This window comes from Streptomyces sp. NRRL F-525, from assembly GCF_000716605.1.
In the GTDB taxonomy this organism is placed as follows: domain Bacteria; phylum Actinomycetota; class Actinomycetes; order Streptomycetales; family Streptomycetaceae; genus Streptomyces.
Map to the genome: position 1 here is coordinate 71,475 of NZ_JNXE01000011.1, position 19,183 is coordinate 90,657.

Here is a 19,183-nt window from a genome sequence, read left to right on the forward strand (position 1 = left end):
TCGCTGGAGGGCTTCCGGTCTCCCGGATTCCGGATTCCGGATTCCGGATTCCGGCTTCTTCCTCCGAGCGTCGCGCCATGGGAGCGTTACGTCCAACATATGGATGCGGGTGCAGCGATCGGTGTCAGCGATCGATCGGTCGGGACCCGCTCAGTCCCTGATCGCGTGCCGTTCCACCACTTCCAGGAACGCGGCGGCCGCCGGCGCCAGGCGCTTGCTGTCGTGGACCGCGCAGATGGTGTGTACGGCCGCCTCGTCCGCGATCCGGAGCGCGCGGGCGCCGTACGGCAAGGCGTCCCGGGCGTTCCTGCCCGAAGCCGCGGGGTCCAGGAACACCGACGACCTCGGTACGACCGTCACGCCGATACCCCGTGCCGCCAGCCGGATCATGTCCTGAATCTGGCCGACCTGGAAGTGCTGGCCGGGTTCCACTCCGGCCCGGGCGAACGCGGCCTCCACCTGGCGGCGCAGTCCGCTGCCCCGGGTGAACTGGATGAGCTGGTGGCTCTCCGGCAGATCGGCCAGGTCGACGACGTCACCGCCGTCGGCCAGCGCGTGGTCGGCGGGCACGATCAGGACGAGGGGGTCGGCCGCCAGGACCTGGTGGTCGAGCCCTTCTGGAATTTGGCGCGGTCCAAGGCCCACCACGGCGATGTCGAGGTCCCCGGCCAGGACCGCCGCGGCCATCTCCGCGCTGGGCGCGTTGGTCACGTGGAAGTCGATGCCCGGGTAGCGGGCGTGGTAGTCGGCCATCACCTCGACGAGGTCGACGGAGGAGGCCCGCGTCTGGACGAGGCCGAGGCGCAGCCGCCCGCGCCGCAGCCCGGACAGGGCGTCGAGCGCGGCCTGGGCGGTGTCGACGTCGGCGAGGATGCGGCGGGCCAGCGGTTCGAGGAGTTCCCCGGCGGCCGTCAACCGTACGGAACGGCTGGTGCGGCTGAACAGCTGGGCGCCCACGTCCTTCTCCAGCCGGGCGATCTGCTGGCTCAGGGCGGACTGCGCGACGTAGCAACTGGCCGCCGCCTGCGTGAAGTTGCGGGTCTCTGCGACGGCGAGGAAGTACTTCAGATGCCGCAGGTCCATTGCCGCCGCCTTCCTTGTCCGCCTCGATCTGTGATGGCGATCGATTCGAGCAGAACCATGTGTTGGACCGATCCATTGTCGCAGACCTAGCGTCTGGGGTGTCGCCGGACGACCGCCCCCGCCCCCCTGCCTCCCCTCGCCTCTCCCGCTCCGAGGAGCCTCCATGTCCAGCAGCACCATGCCCGCGGGCACCATGCCCGTGGGTGGCATACGCCCCTACGACGGGGTCCGGCACCCCGCCCAGCTCGTCGTCCGTAACGGCCGTATCCACACCGGCGACCCCGCCCGCCCCGCCGCGTCCGCCGTGGCCATCACCGACGGCGTCTTCACGGCCGTGGGAGACGACGCGACCGTCGCCCCGCACATCGGCCCCGCCACCCGGGTCGTGGACGCACTCGGGCGGCGGGTGATCCCCGGGCTCAACGACTCCCATCTGCACGTCATCCGGGGCGGGTTGAACTATCTGCTCGAACTGCGCTGGGACGGCGTACGGTCGTTGCGCACCGCCCTGCGGATGCTGCGCGAGCAGGCCGGGCGGACGCCAACTGGGCAGTGGGTAAGGGTGGTTGGCGGCTGGACCGGGGAGCAGTTCGCGGAGAAGCGGCTGCCGACCGTGTCCGAGTTGAACGCCGCCGCGCCCGACACCCCCGTGTTCGTCCTGCACTTGTACCAGTCGGCGATCCTCAACCGGGCCGCGCTGGAGGCCGTCGGTTTCACGCGGGACTCCCCGAATCCGCCCGGTGGCGAGATCGTCCGGGACTTCGCGGGCAACCCCACCGGTGTGCTGCTGGCCGCGCCCGCCGCCGGGCTGCTCTACTCCACCCTCGCCAAGGGGCCGATCCTCGCCCCCGAGGACCAACTCGGCTCCACCCGGCACTACTTGCGCGAGCTGAACCGCTTCGGCATCACCAGCGCCATCGACGCGGCCGGCGGTTTCCAGAACTTCCCCGACAACTACGCGGCCGTCACCGAGCTCGCGGAGCGCGGGGAGTTGACGGTCCGGATCGCCTATCACCTCTTCCCGCAGACCGCCGGGCAGGAACTCGACGACCTGCGCCGCTGGATCGGCATGGTCAGCCCCGGCGACGGAGACGAGTGGCTGCGCTGCAACGGCGCCGGCGAGAACCTCGCCTGGTCCCCGGCCGACTTCGAGAACTTCGCCGAGCCACGCCCCCAACTCACCACCCGCGCAAGGGAGGACCTCGACGCGGCGGCCCGTCTCCTGCTCGACAACGGCTGGGGTTTCCGCCTCCACGCCACCTACGACGAGACGATCCGCCAGGACCTCGACGTCTTCGAGAAGATCGCCGCGGACGGCGGATTCCCGGACGGGACACGGTGGTTGTTCGACCACGCCGAGACCGTCAGCCGGAGCAGCCTGGACCGGATCAAGGCCCTCGGCGGCGCCGTCTCCGTGCAGAACCGCATGATGTTCCAGGGCAAGGCCTTCATCGACCGCTACGGCGCCGAGCGCGCCGCGACGGCGCCCCCGATCCGCGCCATGCGCGACACCGGCCTGCTGGTCGCCGCCGGCACCGACGCCACCCGCGTCTCCAGCTACAACCCGTGGCTGTCCCTGTCCTGGCTGGTCACCGGCCGCACCATCGGCGACACGCTCCTCTACCCCGCCGAGAACCGCGTGGACCGTTCCACCGCCCTGGAGATGTACACCAGCGCGGGCGCCCACCTCACCGGCGAGGCCGACGTGAAGGGCACCATCACCGAGGGCAAGTACGGCGACCTGGCCGTCCTCTCCGCCGACTACTTCTCCGTCGCCGACGAGGACATCGACCGGATCGAGGCCCTCCTCACCGTGGCCGGCGGCAAGCTCGTCCACGCTGTCGGCGACTACGAGAACATCGCCGCCCCGCTGCCGGAGATCAGCCCGGCGTGGAGCCCGGTGGCCCGCTTCGGCGGATTCCAGGCGAGGACCGAGGCGCCAGGGGCGACCGAGGCACCAGGGGTGACCTGGGCGTCAGAGGCAACCGGCGCCCGGCAGGCCCACGCCTTCGTCGACGCCGCCGCCGAGTCCGAGGAGCAGCGCGCCTGGCGCGAGCGGCGCGGCGACTTCGAGCGCGTACCGCAGGTGCCGCACCAGGTCGGCGGCGCGCTCGACCCGCTCGACGGCTGCTTCTGACCGACCGTTGGACCGGTCCCACGGGCGGGTCCGGTTTTACGGCGGCTTGGTGGCCCGACCCGCACTGAGCTGCCGTACGTTCTTCTCGACCGACCGCACATCTCGCCCCGGGAGCCGCAGCATGAGCGCGAGTACGACGACGGGGAGGACCGCGGAGTCCGGCTCGGCCTGGGCGCCGTTGGGGCGGCCGGTGTTCCGGGCGCTGTGGATCGCCCAGTTCGTGTCGAACATCGGTACCTGGATGCAGACGGTCGGCGCTCAGTGGCTCTTGCTCGGGCACGGGGCGACCATGGTGACCCTGGTCCAGACGGCGTCGAGTCTGCCGATCGTGCTGCTGGCGTTTCCCTCGGGTGTGCTCGCGGACCGGTTCGACCGGCGCGGGCTGCTGCTGGTCGCGCAGTTCGCGATGTTCGCCGTGTCGGCGGTACTGACCGTGCTGGCCTTCGCGGACGCGCTGTCCGCCGTACCCCTGCTGGTCCTCACCTTCCTCCTCGGCTGCGGGACCGCGCTGATGGGGCCGTCGTGGCAGGCCATCCAGCCGGAGCTGGTGGAACGGGAGCAGTTGGGGCAGGCGTCCGCGCTGGGCGCGGTGAACATGAACCTGGCGCGCGCGGTCGGTCCCGCGCTCGGCGGTGTCGTGGTCGCGGCGGCCGGTGCGGGGTGGGTATTCGGCTTCAACGCGGTGTCGTTCCTCGGGATCGCCGCCGTACTGGTGCTGTGGCACCGCCCGAAGACCACCGTGCCCGTGGCCCAGCAGGAACGGCTCCTGACCGCGGTGTACGCGGGCCGCCGCTACGTTTGGAACGCTCCAGGCGTCCGCCGCGTCCTGCTGCGCACGGCCCTGTTCATCCCCGGCGCGGCGGCCCTGTGGTCGCTGCTCCCGCTCATCGCCGCCGACTCCCTCGGGATGGGCTCGGGCGGTTACGGACTGCTGCTCGGCGCGGTCGGAGTCGGCGCGGTGGCGGGCGCGTTCGCGCTGCCGTGGCTGCGCCAACACCTGGGTATCAACGGCATCTTGGCCGCCGGCGCCCTCATGTTCGCCCTGGTTCTGCTCGTCCTCGCCGTCGTGCACATCACCTGGGTCGCGGTCCTCGTGCTGCTGCCCGCGGGCGTGGCCTGGATCGGCGTCCTGTCCACCCTCAACGCGGCGATACAGACCCGCCTCCCCGGCTGGGTCCGGGCCCGCGGACTCGCCGTCTACCTTCTCGTCTTCCAGGGCGGCCAGGCCGTCGCCGCCCCCGTGTGGGGCGCCCTGGTGCAAGGGCTGGGCCTGACCACGGCCCTCGTCATCGGCAGCGCCGTCATGGTGCTCAGCGCGCTCAGCCTCTACCGCTGGCGGCTCTACGGCATGGAAGGCATCGATCCCACGCTGTCCGACCACTGGCCGACCCCGCCGCTGGTCTTCGTGCCCGGCCCCGCCGACGGACCGGTGCTGGTCTCCGTCGTCTACCGCGTCGCACCGGAGGACAGCGCGGCGTTCATCGACGCCATGGACCGGGTCGCCCACTCCCGCCGCCGCACCGGCGCCATCACCTGGGGCCTCTTCCAGGACGGCAACGAACCCGGCCGGTTCATCGAGAACTACCTCGTCGGCACCTGGTCCGAGCACCTCGCCCAGCACCACAACCGGCTCACCACGACCGACCGGGGCTTCGAGGACCGTGCCCGCGCGCTGCTCCTGCCCGGCACCGCCCCCGAGGTGACCCACGCCTTCGACGCCGCCGTAGGACCGGTCCAATCCACCTCGGAGAGCCGCCCTTCCTGAAGGAAGACCTGAAGGAAGACCCGAAGGTGGGTGCCGGACACCCAGGAGAGGTGTGGCCTGGTTACCCGTGCGCGGGAACGCGAGCGTGGAGCCATGAACACGAACGCAGCACCGCACCCCTTCGTCGGCATGTGGGTCACCGCCGACGGGCACATCCGCCAGGAACTCCTCCCGAACGGCCGCTACGACGAGGCCCGGGGCAACCGGCAGAGCGCCTACACCGGCAGTTACACCGTCACCGGCGACCACATCGACTACGTCGACGACACCGGCTTCACCGCCACCGGTGACGTCCGGGACGGCGTGCTCTTCCACGAGCACCTCGTCCTGTACCGCGCGTAAGTCGGCACGGCCATGGACAGCCTCGAACTGATCGTCGTCGTCGCGGCAGCCGTCCTGCTCATGGGCTGGCTGTCGCGGCGCACGGGCCTGAGCGAACCCCTGCTGCTGCTCGCCGCGGGGTGTCTCGTGGGGCTGACACCGTCCTTCTCGTCGTTCGCGCTGTCCCCGGACGTCGTCCTGTTCCTCTTCCTGCCCGCGCTGCTGTATTGGGAGGCGCTGACCTCCTCGGTGCGGGAGATCCGCAACAACTTCCGCAGCATCGCCCTCCAGTCCACCGGGCTGGTCCTCGCCACCGCCGTCGCGGTCGCTGTCGTGGCCCACGCGCTGGGCTACGGCTGGCCGATCGCGTTCGTCCTCGGTGCCGTGCTCGCCCCGACGGACGCGGCGGCCGTCGCCGCGGTCGCCAGGGCCATGCCGCGCCGCATCCTCACCGTGCTGCGTACCGAGAGCCTCCTGAACGACGGGACCGCGCTGGTCCTGCTCGCCGTGACCATCGACGTCGTCACCGACGAACACCCCTTCTCCTGGTCCGGCACGGCAGTCGCCTTCGTCGCGTCCTACGCCGGAGGCATCGTGATCGGCGCTGCGGTCGCGCTGCTGATCATCCCAGTCAGGCGCCGGCTGCCCGAGCCGCTGCTGCACAGCGTGCTGAGCGTCGCGACGCCGTTCCTCGCGTATCTGCCGGCCGAACTCCTGCATGTGTCCGGTGTGTTGGCGGTCGTCGTCTGCGGTCTGGTGTCGGCGTGGTTCGGGCCGCGGGTCATCGGGTCGGAGGCCCGTATCCAGGCCGTCGCCTTCTGGGAGGTGGCGAGTTACCTGCTGAACGGCGCCCTGTTCGTCCTCGTCGGCATCCAACTCCCGTCAGCGGTAAGGGCGTTGACGTCCGTGTCCCTCCTGCAGGCGACGGTCGCCGCCCTCGCGGTGAGTGTCGCGGTGCTCGGGACCCGGCTGCTCTGGTTCTACTCGGTGCCCTATCTGGTACGGCTCCTGGACCGGCGTCCCCAGCAGCGGGACCGCCGGATCACCGCCCCGCAGCGGCTGCCGCTGGCCTGGGCGGGGATGCGCGGCGCGATCTCGCTGGCCGCCGCGCTGACCGTGCCCGCCACGACCGCCGAGGGGCGCGTCGTCGGGCAGCGGGACGCCGTCGTGTTCATCACCGCGGTCGTCATCGTCGTCACCCTCACGTTCCTCGGGCCCACCCTGCCGGCCATGGTCCGCCGGGCCCGCTTCCCGGCCGACGAGGACAAGAGCGCCGAACTCACCCTCGCCCGCTGCCGGTTGAGCAGCGCCGCGCTGGACGCCATGCCTGCGCTGGCGGCGCGGTTCGGGGTCGCCGAGGAGGACACCTCGCGCATGGTCCAGGACATCGAGGACCGCACGGCCCCCGCACCCGGCTCCGCGCACCGCCGCGAGAGCGTACGGCGCCTCCAACTCGCCCTGCTCCAGGTCAAACGCGACGCCCTCGCCGACCTGCGCGACAGCGGCCGTATCGACGACATCGTCCTGCGGTCCGTGCAGGAGGTCCTCGACGTGGAGGAGATCCGGCTGGGGCGGCCCTGAGCCAGGTGCGGCGCACCTAGGGAAACGGCGGCCTGGTTGCCGTACGGACGCGGATCGAATCTTGGACCACACACCACCCGACGTCGCCCGACGTCACCGAAGTCATCCGAAAAGGGGCTCTCATGAACGCCAACACCACCACCAGTGCCAGCCTTCTCGACCAGCTGCGCCGTCAGTCCGCCGACCCGAACCGACGCATCCTGTTCACCGGCGCGACCATCGTCACCATGGACCCGGAACTGGGCACTGTGCAGGGCGACTTGCTCGTCGAGGGCGACACCGTCGCCGCGATCGGGCCGAACCTCAAGGCGGATGGCGCGGTGGTCGTCGACGCCTCCGGAACCATCCTCGCGCCCGGGCTCGTCGACACCCACCGGCACGCCTGGGAAGCCCAGTTGCGCCGGATCATGCCCGACGTCGACGACCTCGGCGGCTATGTGATGGCCACGCTCGCCGGTTACGCCACCGTCTACCGGCCCGAGGACATGTACATCGGCACCAGACTCGCGGCGCTCACCGCGCTCGACAGCGGCATCACCACCATGCTCGACTTCTCGCACAACTCCCGTACCCGCGAGCACTCCGACGCGGCGATCGAGGCCCTCCGCGACACCGGCATCCGCGGCGTCCACGCCTCCATGGGCCCGCACTTCGGCGACTGGGACCGCCAGTGGCCGGCCGACCTGAACCGCCTCAAGGACCAGTACTTCAGCAGCGACGACCAACTCCTCACCCTCCGCCTGGCGACCCTCGCCACCGACGAGATCGCGGGGCCCGCTCTCGCCTACGGCCCCGAACTCGCCCGCGCAGCAGCCGACTTGGGCATCGGCGTCAGCGTCGACGCGGTCTTCGGCGCTTCTGGATCGGAGGCGGTGCTGTCCTGGGCCAAGCACGGCATCCTCGGCCCCGACGTCACCCTGATCCACTCCACGGGTCTGACCGTCGAGGCGTGGAAGGCGATGGGGGAGTCCGGTACGACGGTGGCCCTCGCGCCCACCTCGGACGCGCAGATCGGCCTGGAGACGGCGATCCCCGCGGTGGACGAGGCCCTCGCTGTCGGCATCCGCCCGGGACTGAGCATCGATGTCGAAGTCGCCCTCGCCAGCGACCTGTTCACCCAGATGCGGGCCCTGCTCGCGATCCAGCGGATGCGCGCCGTCAACGCGGCCTACGGCACCGGCGGCGAGCCCTCCCGCATCACCGCGTACGACGTCCTCGACTTCGCGACCCTCCAGGGTGCCCGGACCAACGGACTCGGCGAGGTCACCGGCTCGCTCACCGTCGGCAAGAAGGCCGACCTGCTGGTCGTCCAGGCCGAGGATCTCAACAACATGCCGCTCAACGACCCGATCGGGACACTGGTGTTGGGATCGGACGCGCGCAACATCACCGCTGTGTTCGTCGACGGGCAGCCGCGCAAGTGGGACGGTCAGGTGCTCGACGTCAATCTTCCCGAGCTGCGTGCCGAGGTGAGCGCCTCCCGCGACCACGTGCTCAACACGCCTGCGAAGTAAGGGCAGTTGATGCGGCGGACACCCTGGGGGTGCCCGCCGCATCAGCACGGTTGGGTCAGTTGGAGAACCAGGGGTTCCCGCCGCCCAGCGACCACACCGAGACCTTGGTGACGCCGAGGCCCTTGAGGACGGCGAGCTTGCGGTCCATGGCGACGCTGTCGACGTAGTCGTAGAGGACACCGCCGGAGACCCAGCGGATCTCGCCGGAGGAGGCGTCGCGGCGGTTCTCTATGGTGGCCGGGTTGCTGGAGAAGCCGGGGCTCTTCTTCATGTCGCTGAACTGGATGTTGCCCGTCACGGAGTTGAGGTCGCACGGGTCGGGCGCGCTGTAGCCGTAGGAGGGCACGCCGATGATCAGGCGGCTCGGGTCGGGGATCTTGCTCTGCGCGTACTGGGTGACCTTCTTCAGCCAGTCGTAGGGGCTGATGGGTAGGCAGCGGGCGCCGGACGCGGTGTCGAACTCCTCGTCGTACGCCATGATCACGACGTCGTCGGCGCCGGTGGCGGCCACGGCCGCGTAGTCGTAGAACGAGGCGTCCTCGGTCATCGCCGGTGCGTCGACCTGGAGGCGCTTGCCCTTGGCGTGCAGGGCGGTGGCCAACTGCTTGAGGAACGTCTTGTAGTTGGTGAAGTCGGCGGTGCTCCAGGACCAGTAGTCCTCCAGGTCGACGTCGACGCCGCTGAGCCCGGCGTCGCTGACGAGGGAGGTGACCTTGGTGACGGCCGCCGTGCGGGTGCTGCTGGTGCTGACCAGGGCGTGGACGTCGGCGGTGGTCATACCTGAGAGGGTCGGGTACTGGTACGTGGAGTGCGCCTTGAGGTCGGCGACGTTGGCCGCGCTGTAGGTGTTGCAGCTGCCGTCGGCGGTGGTCTCCAGTTTCACCGAGCCGTTGCTCTGGACCGACCAGTACTCGGGGTTGAGGGCGCCGCTCTTGACCCTGTTGTCGGCGTACTCGCTCTTGGCGGTGCAGGTGGAGTCGCCGGTCGACCCGGGGTAGAGCCAGGTCTGGAGCTGGACGCCCGAGGTGGCGGAGGCGGCGGTGGTGGAGCGGTGGGCGGTGGTGTCGGCCGGGACCGAGGCCGTACAGGCGAGCAGCGTGGTGACCGTGGAGGCCACGACGCCGGTCACGGTGAGTGCGTGACGGAACATGAGCGGTCCTTTCTGGTGGGGAGGAGCATCTCTTTCGGGTGCGGAGGGCGTGCGGGATCGCCGCGTCGGCCGGTGGGCCGGCGCGGTGAACTGGTGGGTGAGGGTGGCTAGTTGGTCCAGTAGGGGTCGAAGACCAGGGTGTCGGCGCCGGGGACGGTGGTGGCCGCCGACCAGGAGCCGTCGACGACGCGTCCGCCGTCGGGCCGGGCGGCCAGCGACAGCCTGGTGAAGATCCGGTAGCGGTCGCCTCGGTAGACGGAGCGGGTGAACTCGACGACCCGGCCCTCCGCGTCCCGTGCCGCCCGTTCGAAGAGCAGGGCGGGGGTGTGCACGGAGACGCCGAGGACTTCGGCCTCCCACTCGTCGACCACGGTCGGTTCGATGCTCTGCGCGGCGTCCGTCAGCAGGATCTCGTACCGCTGCCCGAGCATGCGGTAGAAGGAGTCGGTCTCCAGGTCGCGGGCGGTCAGTCCGGGGACCAGCGCGTGCGGCACGTGCAGGGTCTCCACACACATCGGGTCGCCGTCGACCGTACGCAGCCGGGTGATCCGCAGGATCTGCTCGCTGGGCGCGATGCCCAGCCGGCGGCCGATCCGGGGTCCCGCGGCGACGGTCTTGAAGTCCAGGGTGCGGCTCGCCCACGTGCCGTCGACGCCGCCGACGCCCAGGCCCGGTGCCTGTCCGGGGGCGCTGCCGCTGAGGTGCTGGGCGACCTTGGCGCGGGCGACGAAGACACCGCGCCCGTGCTCCCGCACCAGCAGACCGTCACGGACGAAGTCGTCGACCACCGCGCGCAGGGTGGGGCGGGAGACCCCGAGTTCCTCGCACAACTGCCGCTCGCCCGGGAGAGGACGTCCGGGGCCGGTCTCCTCGACCAGGTCGAGGAGGTGGGTGCGGATGCGTTCCCGCTTCTCCCAACGGCTCTCACCGCTGACCATTCCTACCAACTTTCCACACCAGTGGTCATTTTTCTTGCGGTCCACTTCCGAAATGCTTGCTTGACAGTGCCCAAATGGTGCCCCAGCATGTGCCCACTGGTCAATAAGTGGTAAGCAAAGTTGCCGGAGGTTCCATGTCCGAGTCCCGTACCGCCCGCCGTACCGTCGCCGCGTCGCTGCTCGCGGTAACGGCGCTGCTGGCCGCAGCATGCACCACCGGCGGCGCCACGTCGAAGGCGGACACCGGCGCCGACGACACCACCCCGGTCACGATCACCTTTTGGCACGGTCTAAGTTCCCCGCACGAGATCGCCTCGGTCAACGCGGTGCTGGCCAAGTTCCACAAGAAGTACCCGTACATCACCGTCAAGGCCGTCGCCGCGCAGACCGACGACAAGGTCAACCAGGCCATCCGCGGCGGCACCGCGCCCGACGTGGCCTCCTCGTTCAACGCCGCGAACGTCGGCGGCTGGTGTTCCAGTGGAGCGTTCCAAGACCTCACCCCGGACATCAAGGCCGACCACGTCGACATGGGCCAGATCCCGAAGGCCGTCCAGTCGTACACCGCCTTCGACGGCAAGCGCTGCACGATGCCGTGGCTCGCCGACACCTTCGGCCTGTACTACAACAAGAAGCTGTTCGCGAAGGCCGGGATAACGTCCCCGCCCAAGACGATGTCCGAACTGACGGCGGACGCCAAGAAGTTGACCACCTTCAACGCCGACGGCTCGATCAAGACCGCCGGGTTCATGCCCTACCTCGGCGCCTACGAGATGCTCACCGAGCACCTCGTCCCCAGCTGGGGCGGCAAGTGGCTCACCGCCGACGGCCAGTCCAACGTCGGCGCCGACCCCGCCTTCGCGCAGGCGCTGACCTGGCAGAAGGGCCTCGTCGACTGGTTCGGCGCGAAGAAGCTGGTCACCTTCAAGGCGGGCATGGGCGACGAGTTCTCCGCCCAGAACGCCTTCGAGACCGGCAAGTTGGCCATGATGATCGACGGCGAGTGGCGCAACGCGTTCATCAAGAACGACAAGGCGAACATCGAGTACGGCACCGCCGCCGTACCCGCCGCCGACGGCAAGTCCGAGCTGTACGGCGCCGGTTACGTCGGCGGCAACGTGATCGGCATGCCGCGCGGCGCCAAACACCCGGGCGCCGCCTGGAAGTTGATCAAGTTCCTCACCACCGACACCGACGCGCTGACCTCGCTCGCCGACGCGATCGGCAACGTCCCCACCACCACGGCGGCGCTCGACTCGCCCTCGCTCGGCCTCTCCAAGGACCCCAACTTCGCGCCGTTCCTTGAGGTCTACAAGAACCCGCTCACCACGACCACTCCGGCGAGCGGCGACGGCGGCGCCTACCTCACCAACTTCGGTCACTTCGTGGAGAAGTGGCAGAGCGGCGGCGTACCCGACCTGAAAGCAGGCCTGACCGCCGTCGACAAGCAGAACAACGCCGCGCTCAAGCTGGGGCAGTGACCGTCATGGCCACCACCACCCACCAGATCGCTCAACTCCCGGTCATCGCAGCCCCGTTGAAAGCACGGATGCGCCGCAACCGGCTGCGCGTGCTGCTCTTCCTGGCCCCCGGCCTGGTCGGCTTCGCCGTCTTCCTCATCTACCCCTTGGTGATGACGGTCTGGCTGTCCTTCACCAACTCGAACATGATCTCCCAGGCCCAGTTCGTGGGGCTGCGCAACTACCGCTATCTGCTGGACGGCGACCCGCTGATCTGGCACGCCGTCCGCAACACCGCCTGGCTCGTGGTCATCATGGTCCCGGCACAGGTGCTCTTCGCCCTCGGCGTGGCCATGGTCACCGCCCGGCTCAAGGCCGGGGCGAGCCTGTTCCGCACCCTGTTCTATCTGCCCGCGCTCGCCCCGCCCGTCGCCGCGACCGTCGCCTTCGTCTGCATGTTCAACCCCAACTCCGGCCCGGTGAACCGGATTCTGGGCCTGCTCGGCATCCACGGCCCGCTCTGGTTCAACTCGCCGGACTGGTCCAAACCCGCCCTGACCCTGCTCGCCCTGTGGGGCAGCGGCACGATGATGGTCATCTTCCTGGCGGCCCTGCTCGAAGTACCCGCCGAACTCTACGAAGCCGCCGAGCTGGACGGCGCCGGCCCCTGGCACCGCTTCCGCTACGTCACGCTGCCGACGATCTCGCCGGTCGTGCTGTTCGCGACCGTCACCGGGGTCATCGCCGGACTCCAGTACTTCACCCAGGCGATGGTCGCCTCGCAGGTCGCCAACGGCAACATCCAGGCCGCGCCCGGCTATCCGGACGGCTCCACCCTCACCTTCCCCCAGCAGCTCTACATCGCCGGCTTCAACCAGTTCCACGCGGGCTACGCCTGCGCGCTGGCCGTGGTGCTCTTCGTGGTGGCGATGGCCTTCACCGTCGTCCTGCTCCGCCGCGCCTCCGGCTTCGACATCGAGGAGTCACCGCGATGACGTACGACGCCGAGATCCTCCGCATCAAGGAGCCGCCGCGATGACGTACCGCTTCGCCCATCGGCAAGTCGCCATGCCCGCACGGGACTTGGCCACCGAGGAGGCGCCACGATGACGACGACCTACGCCCCGGCACCAGCCCGGCAGACCCGTGCCGCCTCGCCGCACCGGGCCGCGCGTGGCCGGGCCGGCCGCCGCAGGACCCTGATCTGGATCGCCGAACACGCCATCGCCGTCGGCCTGGCCTGCGCCTTCATCGGCCCGATCGTGTTTATCTTCCTGACCTCGCTCATGACCGACGGCCAGTCCCTCACCACCAGCCTGTGGCCCCACCACTGGCAGTGGTCCAACTACCGCACGGTCTTCAGCACCGCGCCGATCGGCACCTGGCTCACCAACACGGTGATCTACGCCGTCGCCGCCACCGCGACCACGCTGCTGTCCAGCGTGCCGATCGCGTACGCGCTGGCCCGGTTCCGCTTCAAGGGCCGCAACACGGCGTTCCTCTGCGTCATCACCATGATGATGCTGCCGCCCCAAGTCCTCGTCATTCCGATGTACTTGCTGTGGGCCCGGCTCCATCTCACCGGCACCATCTGGCCGTTGGTGCTCCCGTCCCTCTTCGGCGACGCGTTCTCGGTGTTCCTGCTCCGCCAGTTCCTGCTGACCGTCCCCGAGGACTATCTCAACGCGGCCCGCATCGACGGCTGCGGCGAACTCCGCGTCCTCACCCGGGTGGTGCTGCCGATGATGCGCCCCGCGCTCGTCGCGGTCGGCCTCTTCGCCTTCTTCAACGCCTGGAACGACTACTACGGCCCGCTCATCTACACCGGCGAGACGCCCGCCCACTGGACCCTGGCCCTGGGCCTGGCGACCTTCAAGACCTCCCATGCGGTGCAGTGGAACCTCACCATGGCGGCCACCCTCATCGCGATGGCGCCGGTGATCATCGTCTTCTTCTTCGCGCAAAAGGCCTTCATCGAGGGCGTCACACTGACAGGAGTCAAAGGTTGAAGATCACCGTTGTCGGCGGCGGATCCACGTACACCCCCGAACTCATCGACGGATTCGCCCGGTTGGGCCTGCCCGTCACCGAGATCGCCCTGGTCGACCCCGACCCGGACCGGCTCGACGTCATCGCCCCGTTCGCGCGCCGCATCCTGGCCCGCCAGGGCAGCCCCGCGAAAATCACCACCACCGCCGACCCGGACGCCGGCATCGACGGCACCGACGCCGTCCTCTTCCAGCTCCGCATCGGCGGCCAGGCAGCCCGGCACGTGGACGAGACCTTCCCGCACGAGTGCGGCTGCATCGGCCAAGAGACCACCGGCGCGGGCGGGTTGGCCAAGGCGCTGCGCACCGTCCCGGTCGTCCTCGACCTCGCCGAACGGGTCGCCAAGCGCGCCCCGAACGCCTGGATCGTCGACTTCACCAACCCGGTCGGCATCGTCACCCGCGCCCTACTGGACGCCGGACACAAGGCAGTTGGCCTCTGCAACGTCGCCATCGGCTTCCAGCGCACCTTCGCCGACTGGCTCGGCGTCGACCACGAGCGCGTCGCCCTGGACCACGTCGGCCTCAACCACCTCACCTGGGAACGGGCGGTGCGGCTCGACGGCGTCGACGTCCTCCCGCGCATCTTCGACGAACACGGCCAGGCGCTCGCCGACCGGCTGCGCATGCCGCTGGACGTGGTCCGCAGGTTGGGCGTGGTGCCGTCGTACTACCTGCGTTACTACTACGCCCACGACGAGGTCCTGCGCGAGCAACTGAGCGAACCCTCCCGCGCCCAGCAAGTGGCGGAAATGGAGGGCGACTTGCTCAAGATGTACGCCGACCCGGCCCTGACGGAGAAGCCCGCCCTGCTGGACAAGCGCGGCGGCGCCTACTACTCCGAGGCGGCCGTCCAGCTGGTGCACGCCCTCACCGCGGACACGGGTGACGTTCGCGTCGCCAACGTCCGCAACAACGGCACCCTGCCCTTCCTCCCCGACGACGCCGTCATCGAGGTCCCGTCGCGCATCGACGCGCAGGGAGCAACTCCCTTGCCCGTCACGGCCGTAGAGCCGTTGTTCGCCGGACTCATCGCGCATGTGACGGCGTACGAGGAACTGGCTCTGGAGGCAGCCCTGCACGGCGGGGTCGACCGGGTCTCGACGGCGCTGCTGGCGCATCCCCTCGTCGGACAGGTCAAGATGGCCGAGGAGTTGGCGGCGAAGCTCGTCGCCGCCAACCGCGAACACCTGTGGTGGGCCTGATGAATACGGGCCTGCTGCTTGCCGTCGACGGCGGCAACTCCAAGACGGACGTTGCCGTGTTGGGGACGGACGGCACGATTCTCGGCCGCGCGAGGGGTGGCGGCTTCCGCCCGCAGGCGGTGGGCGTCGACGCGGCGATGGACGTCCTCGCGGCCCTGCGCGCCGAGGCGATGGAGTCGGCGGGGGTGGCGGCCGACACCGAGGTGGACGGCATCACGGCCTTCCTCGCCGGGGCCGATCTGCCGTACGAGATCAAGGCGTTGCGCGAGGCCGTCGGCGCCCGCCGCTGGGCGGTCACCCAGCGCGTCGACAACGACTCCTACGCCGTCCTGCGCGCCGGCGCCAGCCGTCCCTGGGGCGTCGGCGTGGTCTGCGGCACCGGTATCAACTGCGTCGGCGTGGCCCCCGACGGCCGCACCACCGGTTTCGCCGCGCTGGGCGGGATCTCGGGCGACTGGGGCGGCGGCATCGACGTAGGCACGTCGGCCCTGTGGCACGCGGCACGGGCCGAGGACGGCCGCGGCCCTCGAACAGCCCTGCGCACAGCGGTACTTGACCACTTCGGCCTCGCGACGGTCGCCGACGTCACCGCCGCCCTGCACAGCGGCGACCTCCCCTCCCTCCGCCTCAGCGAACTCTGCCCGGCGGTGTTCGCGGCCCGCGACGAGGGCGACGAGATCGCGACCGAACTGGTCGAACGCCTCGGCGCGGAGATCGCGAGGATGGCCCTCACCGTCCTGTGCCGCCTCCAACTCGCCACCACCCCCGACCCCGAAGTCGTCCTGGGCGGAAGCGTGTTGGCTGCCGGCCACAAGGCCCTCCTCGACGACGTCGAACACCGCCTCAGAGAAGCGGTCCCGACCGTCCGCCCGGTGGTGTGCACGCAACCCCCTTTGCTCGGGGCGGCGTTGGCGGCGTTGGACTTGCACCCGGGACCCGCGCCTGGGGCTGAGGCGCGGCTGCGGGCGGAGTTCGGGGGCAGCGGCGGTTCCTGATCCGGTACGGCCGGGCGGGCGGTGTGCGGGGGTGTGAGGCGCCGGGTCCATCCCTCCCGCACTACGGCCGCCCCCCAAGCCGCATCGCATACCCCGCGTGATGCAGCTCCTCGCCCGGAACTCGCCGAACGCCCAGAACCCGAGGTCGTCCAGGTAGTCGATGCGGTCGCCGTCGATCCAGTAGCGGCCCTCATAGGCGTGCGGCCGGCCGCCGCGGGTCTCGTCGTAGCGGCCGTCGGGGGTCAACTCCTGGTGCAGGAAGTCGTTTTCGTCGATCCAGACGCCGACGCGCGGGCTGCCGGTCAGGTCCTGGGCGGCCGGGATGCCCGCCTCGGGCGCGGTCGCGCGGCCAGGAGCGTCCGTACCGGACCAGAGGACCGGCTTGCCCGCCGCCACCAGGGCGCGGACCTCCTCCCGGCGGGTCAGCAACGTGGCCACCGCGCTCGCCACGTCCGGGGCGAGCGCGTCGGGTACGACGAGCAGGTCGCCCGTGTTCCCCGGTGTCAACGTCCCCGCGTACTCCGCGCGTTGGCCGCGGCCGCCGACGAGCGCGATCGTGTCCATCACCGCCGGGACCACCGCCATGCCCGTGCAGTCGACGACGATGGCGTTGTCGTCGCCCGCCGCCGTGATGATGCCCGGGCCGACGCCCACCAACAGGGCGCCGACGAGCAGGACATCGGCGCCGGTCATGGTGCCGATCAACGGGTCCATCGTCAGGACCCGGGCATTGGTGAACAGGACGGGACGGCCCGTGTCGTTCGCGGCGATCTCGTCGAAGGCCTTGCTGTTCCAGGTCACGGTTTCCGTGCCTGCTTCCGTGCCGGTTTCCGTGTGGGTGACGCTCATCGTCCGCTCCTCGGGTGGGTCTCCAGGTGGTGCTGCACGGTCAGCCTGGCCGCGTCCGAGGAACGCAACCAGGCTGCCCTTCACCCAGGTGTCGGACACCCACCCTGCGCTCAGCTCCCCGCGGCCGCCGTCAGCGCACCGAGCGCGCTGGCCTGCGTACGCCAGTCGGTCTGGTTCGGGCTGGTGCCCGCCCAGCGTTCACCGAGGGCGTTGAGCGTGGACCGGTCCAACGCCCACAGGGTGTCGGCCTGCTTCTGGATGTAGGCCCGGTAGGTCGTGGAACCGGTCGCCTTCGCCAGGTCGGCGAAGTTCCGCATGAAGATGCCCTTGAACTGCTTCTGGTTGTCGTCGCAGGACGCCGAGCCGACATCGCAGGACTCGGTCAGCACTCCGCCCACCGTGAGCTGCGAGTTGCTGATCGCCGCGTCCGCCAGCGTCCGCGCCGTGGCCAGCATCGAGCTGTCGCCCGTCGTCTTCCACAGTTCCGTGAAGGCGCCGATGGCCAGGCCCTGGTTGTAACTCCACACGGTGGAACCGTTGTTGGCGCAGGACGAGGAGAGCCCGTCGTTCACCAGACCCGCGGAGTTGATCATCCCGCTGGCCTTGTACCAGGCGGCCGACGTCTTCGCCCGCTGGAGCCAGACCGTGTCACCGGCGATGCGCTGGTGCAGCGCGGTGGTCAGCCACAGGTACTGCCCGTTCGTCACCGCGTTCTTGTAGGTCCGCTCACGGTCCCACCACACACCGCCGCCGCAGGTGCTGGTGTCCCAGTACTGCTGGATGTAATTGGCGATGGTGACGGCCTCGTTGAGGTAGCGCGCGTCGTGCGTGTAGTCGTACGCGTCGATCCACGCGATAGCCCACCACCCGGAGTCGTCGATGGACCGGCTGATGAAGTCGCCCTCGATCGCGTCCGAACTCCGCGTCCCGGCCGGGAAGACACCCTTGTTCTGGTCGAAGGTGCGGGCGATGATCCAGTCGTAGTCGTGCGTGCCGGTCGTCTTCGCGAAGTCGATGACGGAGGTGAGGGTGGCCGCCGAGTTCCACCAACTGCTGGGCCACCAGCCGTTGTAGGGGTCGTACGACGTCATCAGCGCGTCCGCCGCCGCGCGCGCCCGAGTCGGAACCGGCCGGTACCACGCCGTGCAGCTGCCCTCGTTGTGGCTCGCCTCCCGGCCGCAGGCGCGGACCGCGCCGCCGTAGAGGAGACCGCGTACATCGCGGGCGGCGTACATCGCGGTGCGGGTCGTGGTCGCTCCGGACGGGGTGCTCGTGCGGCCGAGGGAGGAACCGTCCGGCCAGGTCGAGCCGCCGTCCCAGGAACGGTCCAACCAGATCTCGTCACCGGCGTCACCGGTGTCGATGCTGCCCCAGGCCATGGAGTTCTTCTGGTCCACGTGCAGGCGAATGGTGCGGCCGTACAGGGTGGTCGAGGGGACCGGCTGGTCGTCGCCCGCCGCCTGGGCCGCGCTCGTGCCGTCGCAGACGGTGTCGCAGACCGTGGGGTAGACCCAGTTCGTGCAGCCGACGCCGGCCGCGTCGCCGCAGGCGCGGACGAGGCCGCGCTTGTGGTTGCGCGGGTCGGTGATGTTGTACATCAGCGTCCTTGTACCGGTCCAGGTGCTCGGGATGCTCGCCTTGCCGAGCAGGCCGTCCCAGGTGGCGCCGCCGTCCCAGGACCGGTCCAACCACACCGCGTCGCCGCTCGTGCCGTTGTCGATGCTGGCCCACGCCATGTCGTCCGCGTCGGACACATGGAGCCGGACGACCCGTCCGTTGAGGGTCTTGTCCGGCACTGGAAACGTTTCCTGCTTCGCCTGCGACGGGTCGAGCGTGTCGCAGGCCAGGACGCACACCTGGGTGGCGGCGGACGCCGGCGACGCGACCGGGACGAGCGCCACGAACGCGAGGGCGGCCGTCAGCAGAAAGCTGAGGAACCGTGGTCTGACAACGATGTCGAAATGATGTAGGGACACCGGAAACTCGCCTCGATTTCACGATGGGGGACGCCGGTCGTGAATGGATTCAGTACTGGATCAATGGTCCATACCTGTATCCGTCTTCGAGGCAGTGAACCGGCTCGGCGTGGCCCTGTCAATGCCGTAAGGAGTGCTTGTTTCGCGCGAGTTGAAGGCTG

The 19,183-nt window shown here is 69.9% G+C and carries 14 protein-coding genes and 1 pseudogene; 10 read left to right on the forward strand and 5 right to left on the reverse strand.

Features of this window, described 5'->3' with window-relative positions:
- Positions 1-150: 150 nt before the first annotated feature.
- A complete protein-coding gene (locus tag OO69_RS17850; RefSeq protein ID WP_033281664.1) occupies positions 151-1,083 on the reverse strand; it encodes a LysR family transcriptional regulator in 933 nt (310 codons plus the stop codon).
- Positions 1,084-1,246: 163 nt separating this feature from the next.
- Here OO69_RS17850 and OO69_RS17855 point away from each other — a divergent pair, with 163 nt between their 5' ends.
- From OO69_RS17855 to OO69_RS17875, 5 genes are all read left to right on the forward strand, one after another.
- Complete coding sequence (locus tag OO69_RS17855; RefSeq protein ID WP_063744448.1) at positions 1,247-3,220, forward strand: amidohydrolase; 1,974 nt, start codon at positions 1,247-1,249, stop codon at positions 3,218-3,220.
- Between the two features lie 121 nt (positions 3,221-3,341).
- A complete protein-coding gene (locus tag OO69_RS17860; protein ID WP_033281665.1) occupies positions 3,342-4,985 on the forward strand; it encodes an MFS transporter in 1,644 nt (547 codons plus the stop codon).
- A 93-nt stretch (positions 4,986-5,078) separates the two neighbouring features.
- Positions 5,079-5,327 (forward strand): Atu4866 domain-containing protein, encoded by a 249-nt coding sequence (locus OO69_RS17865; RefSeq protein WP_033281666.1) that lies wholly within the window; start codon positions 5,079-5,081, stop codon positions 5,325-5,327.
- Between the two features lie 12 nt (positions 5,328-5,339).
- On the forward strand, positions 5,340-6,887 hold the full coding sequence (locus tag OO69_RS17870) for a Na+/H+ antiporter (RefSeq protein ID WP_033281667.1): 1,548 nt from the start codon (positions 5,340-5,342) through the stop codon (positions 6,885-6,887).
- Between the two features lie 122 nt (positions 6,888-7,009).
- Positions 7,010-8,401, forward strand: coding sequence for an amidohydrolase family protein (locus OO69_RS17875; RefSeq protein ID WP_033281668.1), 1,392 nt, complete (start codon positions 7,010-7,012; stop codon positions 8,399-8,401).
- A gap of 55 nt (positions 8,402-8,456) precedes the next feature.
- Here the strand turns inward: OO69_RS17875 and OO69_RS17880 are convergent, their stop codons facing one another.
- Together OO69_RS17880 and OO69_RS17885 are read right to left on the reverse strand one after the other, a co-directional pair.
- The gene (locus OO69_RS17880) at positions 8,457-9,551 is read right to left on the reverse strand and encodes a glycosyl hydrolase family 18 protein (RefSeq protein WP_033281669.1); all 1,095 of its coding nucleotides are present in this window, start codon (positions 9,549-9,551) and stop codon (positions 8,457-8,459) included.
- A gap of 107 nt (positions 9,552-9,658) precedes the next feature.
- Complete coding sequence (locus OO69_RS17885; RefSeq protein WP_033281670.1) at positions 9,659-10,489, reverse strand: GntR family transcriptional regulator; 831 nt, start codon at positions 10,487-10,489, stop codon at positions 9,659-9,661.
- A 134-nt stretch (positions 10,490-10,623) separates the two neighbouring features.
- On the opposite strand from OO69_RS17885, the gene OO69_RS17890 reads away from it, so the two are divergent.
- The 5 genes from OO69_RS17890 (at position 10,624) to OO69_RS17910 (ending at position 16,197) form a co-directional block, all read left to right on the forward strand.
- A complete protein-coding gene (locus OO69_RS17890; RefSeq protein ID WP_033281671.1) occupies positions 10,624-11,970 on the forward strand; it encodes an ABC transporter substrate-binding protein in 1,347 nt (448 codons plus the stop codon).
- A gap of 5 nt (positions 11,971-11,975) precedes the next feature.
- Positions 11,976-12,944 carry a carbohydrate ABC transporter permease gene (locus tag OO69_RS17895; protein ID WP_033281672.1) on the forward strand — a complete coding sequence of 323 codons (969 nt, stop codon included), beginning with the start codon at positions 11,976-11,978 and terminating at the stop codon, positions 12,942-12,944.
- A 111-nt stretch (positions 12,945-13,055) separates the two neighbouring features.
- Positions 13,056-13,958, forward strand: coding sequence for a carbohydrate ABC transporter permease (locus OO69_RS17900; RefSeq protein ID WP_033281673.1), 903 nt, complete (start codon positions 13,056-13,058; stop codon positions 13,956-13,958).
- Positions 13,955-15,202, forward strand: coding sequence for a 6-phospho-beta-glucosidase (locus OO69_RS17905; protein ID WP_033281674.1), 1,248 nt, complete (start codon positions 13,955-13,957; stop codon positions 15,200-15,202). Before OO69_RS17900 ends, OO69_RS17905 begins: the two co-directional genes overlap by 4 nt.
- Complete coding sequence (locus OO69_RS17910; protein WP_033281785.1) at positions 15,202-16,197, forward strand: N-acetylglucosamine kinase; 996 nt, start codon at positions 15,202-15,204, stop codon at positions 16,195-16,197. Before OO69_RS17905 ends, OO69_RS17910 begins: the two co-directional genes overlap by 1 nt.
- 171 nt (positions 16,198-16,368) lie before the next feature.
- Here the strand turns inward: OO69_RS17910 and OO69_RS53725 are convergent.
- Together OO69_RS53725 and OO69_RS17915 are read right to left on the reverse strand one after the other, a co-directional pair.
- A pseudogene (locus OO69_RS53725) lies at positions 16,369-17,046 on the reverse strand (Atu4866 domain-containing protein); the annotation flags it as partial.
- Positions 17,047-17,156: 110 nt separating this feature from the next.
- Positions 17,157-19,022 (reverse strand): glycoside hydrolase family 76 protein, encoded by a 1,866-nt coding sequence (locus tag OO69_RS17915; protein WP_051801083.1) that lies wholly within the window; start codon positions 19,020-19,022, stop codon positions 17,157-17,159.
- Positions 19,023-19,183: the final 161 nt, after the last annotated feature.